Here is a 6,237-nt window from a genome sequence, read left to right as displayed (position 1 = left end):
ATGTGGAGGAGAACGTGAGCACCAAGGTGGTGAAGATCATCCAGAGCTACACCGGTGTGGTGGATAAGATGGTGTGGAGGAAATGGTAATACGTAATAGGTAATCCATCTGACGCCAGCGAAATTTTGAATTTTTATAAATAGACCTGTGAGAAAACATAGTATCTACGATATAAGATAATATTAAATTGTAAAGAATAAGAAAGAACAACATTTCCCTTTACGCTTTTATTAGACAGTGTTAAAATAAAACAAAAGGAAGGAGGAATATTATGAATTATGCATGTGTTTCGAACCGTCCATTTGTTACAAGGAAAAATCTGAGCATTAAAAAGAACTTGTCTCCAGAAGAGAAGGACAGAAGGGAATTTATTCGCTCCCATAAGTTTTCAGTTGTTGTAGATCCAGCTACAAAAAAGGCTGAAGTAAAGATTACAAAGAGGTAGTATGAATAATACAGGAATTAATGTTGTTCTATATGATGCCAGTCTGCAAAAGCTGGCATCATCTTTCCATTCGGGCAATGATTATCTTGACCGTTTCTTGAAAAGTTCCATTTCTTTAGATGATAATTTTGGAAAAACTTATGTGTTTTTGTCTGATGATAATCAGACAATCATAGGATACTATAATCTTGGGTTGGGATATATTGAACAGTTTGATACTGGCATAACTCGGAAAATTGGTGGCGCTGTACATATTAATTGCTTTGCGCTGGATGAGAAGTATCATGGTTTAGTACAGGCGGTGACAGAAAAAGGTCTGAAGATTAATTTGTCAGATATTCTTCTTGACGACTGTATGAGCAGGATTGAAGAAATTCGGAGAACTCATCTTGGCTTTATGTTTGTTACATTGAATTCTACCAAAGAAGGGTATAGTCTATATTTAAGAAATGGTTTTGAAAACTTAGAGGAAGATATGCATTTTACTGCTGATGAGTCAGAAACAGAATGTACGCCCATGTATTTATGTATTGATTTTAATTGAAATGCTTATGGAAACTTTTTGGAATATATGCTATTATATACTTAAAGCAATATATTTCTGGCAGTTTCTGGCGGCATGAGCCATATCTGAAAATCTATCAAAGGATCTAAAAGAAATCTCGATGCTTTTTATTCCTATCAACAAAGATTGAGCGGAGGCAAAGAGGATGAGTATATATGAATATGATCAGGCGAGGCATATAAGGCAGGAGCGGGAAGAAGCCTGGGAAGAGGGCAAACAGGAAGGCATGGAACAGGAGCGGCTGGCCATAGTCCGCCGGATGCTGGAGGGCGGCGCCAGCCTGGAAGAGATCAAACGGCTCACCGGGGCCACTGAGGAGGAAGTGGAAAGAGCCCGGAACGTGTAGGGCTGGCTGATACTGATAAATGAACGAAATTGGTATAAAAATATTATATTGAAAATCTTAAATTTCCTTTTACATGGCAGGCCGTGTAAGAGGAAATTTTTTATATCATTTTATAGCAATAAAGAATAGAAGAGAAAGGGAGAGAGCATATGCGCATTAAACTGCAGGATAAGACTATCCTTGTCACCGGCGCAGCCGGTTTTATCGGCTCCAACCTGGTCCTGGAGCTTCTGCGGACCGCCTCGCCGGTTCACATCATAGGCATCGATAACATGAATGATTACTACGATGTCTCTATAAAAGAATACAGATTAGAGCAGATCAGGTCCATGGCGTCCTCCCATCCGGAGAGCACATGGACTTTTATTAAGGGCTCTATTTCAGACAGAGAGCTGGTCGGAAAGGTGTTTAAAGGGCACAGGCCCTCTATTGTAGTCAACCTGGCGGCCCAGGCGGGCGTGCGGTATTCCATTACGAACCCGGACGCCTATATTGAGTCCAATCTGATCGGATTTTACAACATTCTGGAGGCATGCCGTCATTCCTACGACAGCGGGGAGACAGGCGTGGAGCATCTGGTCTATGCCTCCTCTTCCAGTGTGTATGGCTCCAACAAGAAGATCCCCTACAGCACGGAGGACAAGGTGGACAATCCGGTTTCCCTGTATGCGGCTACCAAGAAGAGCAATGAGCTGATGGCGCACGCCTATGCGAAACTGTATAACATCCCCTCCACAGGGCTGCGGTTCTTTACCGTATATGGGCCAGCAGGCCGGCCGGACATGGCCTACTTCAGCTTTACCAATAAGCTGCTGGCCGGGGAGACCATACAGCTCTTTAACTATGGAAACTGCAAGAGGGATTTTACCTATGTGGATGATATTGTGGAGGGGGTAAAAAGAGTGATGCAGTCCCCTCCGGAAAAGGCGACAGGGGAGGACGGACTGCCGGTCCCGCCCTATGCTATTTACAATATCGGCAACAACCAGCCTGAGAACCTGCTGGACTTTGTAGATATCCTGCAGCAGGAGCTGATCAGAGCGGGAGTCCTGCCCAAGGACTATGACTTTGAGTCCCACAAGAAGCTTGTGCCCATGCAGCCGGGAGATGTGCCGGTCACTTATGCGGACACCAGCGCGCTGGAGCGGGATTTTGGCTTTAAGCCGTCCACGCCCCTCCGGGAGGGACTGAGAAAATTTGCCGAGTGGTACAGAGAATTTTACATGGACTGATGTGAATGGATATTTATCAGATCATAGAAACTCACAACCGGCCCTGGACGGAGAGGGAAATGCTTGCCTTCTCTGTGATCGTTGTGATCACAGTGCTTGTGCTGGCATGGCTGGTTTATCAAAAGAAGATTGGATTGAGACAGGCTGTGGCAGGCCTTTTTTTATTGCTTTTTGCGGGGATCGTGTATGGCTCCACGGTATTTACCAGAAGTGTGACAGGGTACCAGTACAAGCTGGTCCCGCTCTGGTCCTGGTATGAAGTGTTTGTCCGCCACAGCAGGGAGATGCTGAAGGAAAACATTTTAAACATGATCCTGCTCCTTCCGGAGGGCCTTTTGCTGCCCTTTGTCATGGACAGGAAAACAGGCTGGAAGAAAGGGCTTTTCGCAGGGGTGTTGATGTCTGTATCCATTGAGTGCATGCAGCTTGTCTTCAAAAGAGGATTTTTCGAGTGGGACGACATCCTGCACAACAGCATTGGCTGCATGGCGGGCTGCCTGCTGGGGAACATCCTGCTTGAGCTGTGGGAAAAGAGACGAGGAAAAGGAAGGATGGGTAAAAATGGAAAACAGAAATGAGAAGATGAAGATCGCGGTCGCCGGAACCGGTTATGTAGGGCTGTCTATCGCCACGCTCCTGGCACAGCACGATCAGGTCACAGCGGTGGATATTGTACCGGAGAAGGTGGAACTTATTAATCAAAAAAAGTCGCCTATACAGGATGAGTATATAGAGGAATACCTGGCTCACAGGGATCTGGATTTGACAGCTACTCTGGACGGGGAGGCGGCCTACAGTGATGCGGATTTTGTGGTGATCGCTGCGCCTACCAACTATGACAGCAAGAAAAATTTCTTTGACACGAGCGCAGTGGAGGCTGTGATCCGGCTTGTCATCCAGTGCAACCCGGATGCGGTCATGGTCATCAAGTCCACTATCCCGGTAGGCTTTACAGCCCAGGCGCGGGAGAAATACCACTGCGACAATATTCTTTTCAGCCCGGAGTTCCTGCGGGAGTCGAAAGCGCTCTACGACAACCTGTATCCCAGCCGCATTATCGTGGGGACCGATGTGGAGAACGCACGCCTGGTCAAAGCTGCCAACACCTTTGCCGCCCTCCTGCAGGAGGGGGCCATTAAAGAGGACATCCCCACGCTGATCATGGGATTTACAGAGGCGGAGGCAGTGAAGCTCTTTGCCAACACCTATCTGGCACTGCGTGTTTCCTATTTTAATGAGCTGGATACCTATGCGGAGGTGAAGGGGCTGAATACCAGACAGATCATCGATGGGGTCTGCCTGGATCCAAGGATCGGTTCTCACTATAACAACCCCTCCTTCGGCTATGGCGGATACTGTCTGCCAAAGGATACGAAACAGCTCCTGGCCAACTATGAAGATGTGCCCCAGAATATGATGACCGCGATTGTGGAGTCCAACCGGACAAGGAAAGATTTTATCGCAGATCGGGTGCTGGAGCTGGCAGGAGGATATGGAGCCAACAGCGAGTTCGATGAGAGTAAGGAGAAGGAAGTGGTGATCGGCGTGTACCGCCTGACCATGAAGAGCAATTCCGACAACTTCCGTCAGAGCAGTATACAGGGAGTGATGAAGCGGGTGAAGGCAAAGGGAGCCACGGTGATCATTTACGAGCCCACTTTGGAGGATGGGAACACCTTCTTCGGAAGCAGAGTGGTCAACGACCTGGAGAAGTTCAAGGAGATGAGCGACTCCATCATCGCCAATCGGTATGACAGTTGCCTGGACGATGTGGAGGAGAAGGTGTACACAAGAGATTTGTTCAGGAGAGATTAGAGAGGTTCTCGAATAATCTGATTAGATTAAAGGCCAGAAGAATTTTTATTAAGAGAAAAAAACTTATGGAAACTGCCAGGAATATGTGCTACTATAGTTACAAAGCATTATATTTCTGGCAGTTTTTTTCTTTTGCGGCGTCTGCCGTGTCTGCAAGTCTGATAAGAAGATCTAAAAGAAATCTCAATGCTTTTTATTCCCATCGACAAAGCAGAGAGGTTTCCTGGAAATTATGTTTTAGAGATTATGTTTTCGTCTTTACAGGCTGCCTCCTGCGATTCTTGAAAAAGGAGGTACCTATGAGCAGAAAACAAAAGAAGCAGAACCGGAAGAAGCAGGGCGGGGAAAAGAAGAGGTATCCTGTTCCAAACCGGAACTACAAATCTTCGCTTTTTACTATGCTGTTCAGCGACAGGAAAGAGCTGCTGGGACTCTATAATGCGGTAAGCGGAAAACAGTATAAGGATCCTGAGGTGCTGAGCGTCAACACGCTGGAGAACGCCATCTACATGGCCATCAAAAATGACCTGTCCTTTGTGATCGACTCCCGGCTCTCCCTGTATGAGCACCAGTCTACCTACAGTCCCAACCTTCCACTGCGGATGCTCCTGTATCTGGCAGACCTTTACGCAGACCTGACGAAAAACGAAAACCTGTACGGAAGGAAAAAGGTAATGCTTCCGCCGCCCCAGTCTATCATCTTCTACAACGGGGAGGAGAAACAGCCTGACAGGCGGATACTGCGGCTGTCCGACTTGTACGAGGTGGAGGAAGAGGAGCATAAGCTGGAGCTGGAGGCGGTGATGCTGAATATCAACGTGGGCCACAATCCGGAGCTTATGAGGGCGTGTAAGACCCTGGCGGACTATGCCAAGTACACAGCCCGCATAAGAAGCTATGCCGCGGAGCTGCCCATAGAAGAGGCGGTGGAGCGCACGATAACGGAATGTATTCGGGAGGGGATCCTTGAAGAGTTTTTAAGGAAATATCGAGCGGAGGCAAAGAGGATGAGCATATATGAGTATGACCAGGCGAGGCATATAAGACAAGAGCGGGAGGAAGCCTGGGAAGAAGGCAGACAGACAGGCAAACAGGAGGGAAAGCAGGAAGAAAAACGGACTATAGCTCTCAATCTTGTGAAAATGGGCATGGCAGCGGAACAGATTGCTCAGGCTATTGGAGAGGAGACTGTTCTGGTTGAAGAGTGGTTGACTGATACTGACAAATGAATGAGATGGGCATAAAGAAAAAATTTTTATAGAATAAAGGATAAAGGAGAAAGAGAGCGAGTCGTTTTTACCAGCCTTTATCTACCGTACAAGGCCTATGGAATTCGCCCATTTCTTTATACATGAAAAGATGATTTGGTGCCATGCCTTTTTCAGAGGTTTCCATAAGCTTCGCATGAGCAGAACTCTTTGGGACGGATTTTATGACAGACTGGTTTGTTGTTTCGATAGTGCGGTACTGTGGATAGACACCTGTTTTTTATAAACAGCAGCTTTTTAATCCGGATTATCTTTTACAGAAAGCCCCTGCTGCTCTAAAAAAGTTGGGATATGTTCCTGAAGGTTTGCGGATTCACGGCAGATAATGTTCAAGGAGGAACAGCCGATGATTGTTTATGAGTATGTTATGAAATGCGACACGGGGTTTGCGCCTAATCCGTTTTACGGAACATGCACATTGGCTTGCTGTAAGCCCAGGATACGAAAGGGGATTAAAAATTATTTGTATGAAAAAGTCAAAGAGAACATAAAAGTCTGCAAATAAAAAGTCAAGCAGAAATTAATGAACTTTGAAAATTTTATACAGGTTGAAAAAAGAGTATCAC

At 46.4% G+C, this 6,237-nt stretch carries 8 protein-coding genes; all 8 read left to right on the top strand.

Going from position 1 to position 6,237, the window contains the following annotated elements:
- The first annotated feature begins 271 nt into the window (after window positions 1–271).
- The 8 genes from FGQ86_RS16305 to FGQ86_RS16755 all read left to right on the top strand — a co-directional run bounded on the left by FGQ86_RS16305 (window position 272) and on the right by FGQ86_RS16755 (window position 6,176).
- The gene (locus FGQ86_RS16305; RefSeq protein WP_156111848.1) at window positions 272–445 is read left to right on the top strand and encodes a hypothetical protein; all 174 of its coding nucleotides are present in this window, start codon (window positions 272–274) and stop codon (window positions 443–445) included.
- A 1-nt stretch (window position 446) separates the two neighbouring features.
- Window positions 447–989 carry an N-acetyltransferase gene (locus FGQ86_RS15870; RefSeq protein ID WP_138305117.1) on the top strand — a complete coding sequence of 181 codons (543 nt, stop codon included), beginning with the start codon at window positions 447–449 and terminating at the stop codon, window positions 987–989.
- A gap of 166 nt (window positions 990–1,155) precedes the next feature.
- Window positions 1,156–1,356, top strand: coding sequence for a hypothetical protein (locus FGQ86_RS15865; RefSeq protein ID WP_138305115.1), 201 nt, complete (start codon window positions 1,156–1,158; stop codon window positions 1,354–1,356).
- Window positions 1,357–1,517: 161 nt separating this feature from the next.
- Window positions 1,518–2,588: an NAD-dependent epimerase/dehydratase family protein gene (locus FGQ86_RS15860; RefSeq protein WP_138305122.1), complete on the top strand. Its 1,071-nt coding sequence runs from the start codon at window positions 1,518–1,520 to the stop codon at window positions 2,586–2,588.
- A 5-nt stretch (window positions 2,589–2,593) separates the two neighbouring features.
- Window positions 2,594–3,166: a VanZ family protein gene (locus FGQ86_RS15855; RefSeq protein WP_138305113.1), complete on the top strand. Its 573-nt coding sequence runs from the start codon at window positions 2,594–2,596 to the stop codon at window positions 3,164–3,166.
- Between the two features lie 4 nt (window positions 3,167–3,170).
- Window positions 3,171–4,403, top strand: a complete 1,233-nt coding sequence (locus FGQ86_RS15850) for a nucleotide sugar dehydrogenase (protein ID WP_138305119.1) — start codon at window positions 3,171–3,173, stop codon at window positions 4,401–4,403.
- Window positions 4,404–4,702: 299 nt separating this feature from the next.
- Window positions 4,703–5,632, top strand: coding sequence for a hypothetical protein (locus tag FGQ86_RS15845; RefSeq protein ID WP_138305111.1), 930 nt, complete (start codon window positions 4,703–4,705; stop codon window positions 5,630–5,632).
- 364 nt (window positions 5,633–5,996) lie between these two features.
- A complete protein-coding gene (locus tag FGQ86_RS16755) occupies window positions 5,997–6,176 on the top strand; it encodes a hypothetical protein (protein WP_347562528.1) in 180 nt (59 codons plus the stop codon).
- Window positions 6,177–6,237 lie beyond the last annotated feature (61 nt).

The sequence above is a fragment of the Clostridium sp. BSD2780061688st1 H5 genome (genome assembly GCF_005845155.1).
GTDB classification, from domain to species: Bacteria; Bacillota; Clostridia; order Lachnospirales; family Lachnospiraceae; genus Claveliimonas; species Claveliimonas intestinigallinarum.
This window is presented reverse-complemented; position numbering and strand designations above follow the sequence as displayed.

Coding starts and splice junctions, on each gene's coding strand:
- FGQ86_RS15845 (WP_138305111.1), top strand. CDS start 4,703: ATGAGCAGAAAACAAAAGAAGCAGAACCGGAAGAAGCAGGGCGGGGAA.
- FGQ86_RS16305 (WP_156111848.1), top strand. CDS start 272: ATGAATTATGCATGTGTTTCGAACCGTCCATTTGTTACAAGGAAAAAT.
- FGQ86_RS15870 (WP_138305117.1), top strand. CDS start 447: ATGAATAATACAGGAATTAATGTTGTTCTATATGATGCCAGTCTGCAA.
- FGQ86_RS15855 (WP_138305113.1), top strand. CDS start 2,594: ATGGATATTTATCAGATCATAGAAACTCACAACCGGCCCTGGACGGAG.
- FGQ86_RS16755 (WP_347562528.1), top strand. CDS start 5,997: ATGTTCAAGGAGGAACAGCCGATGATTGTTTATGAGTATGTTATGAAA.
- FGQ86_RS15850 (WP_138305119.1), top strand. CDS start 3,171: ATGAAGATCGCGGTCGCCGGAACCGGTTATGTAGGGCTGTCTATCGCC.
- FGQ86_RS15865 (WP_138305115.1), top strand. CDS start 1,156: ATGAGTATATATGAATATGATCAGGCGAGGCATATAAGGCAGGAGCGG.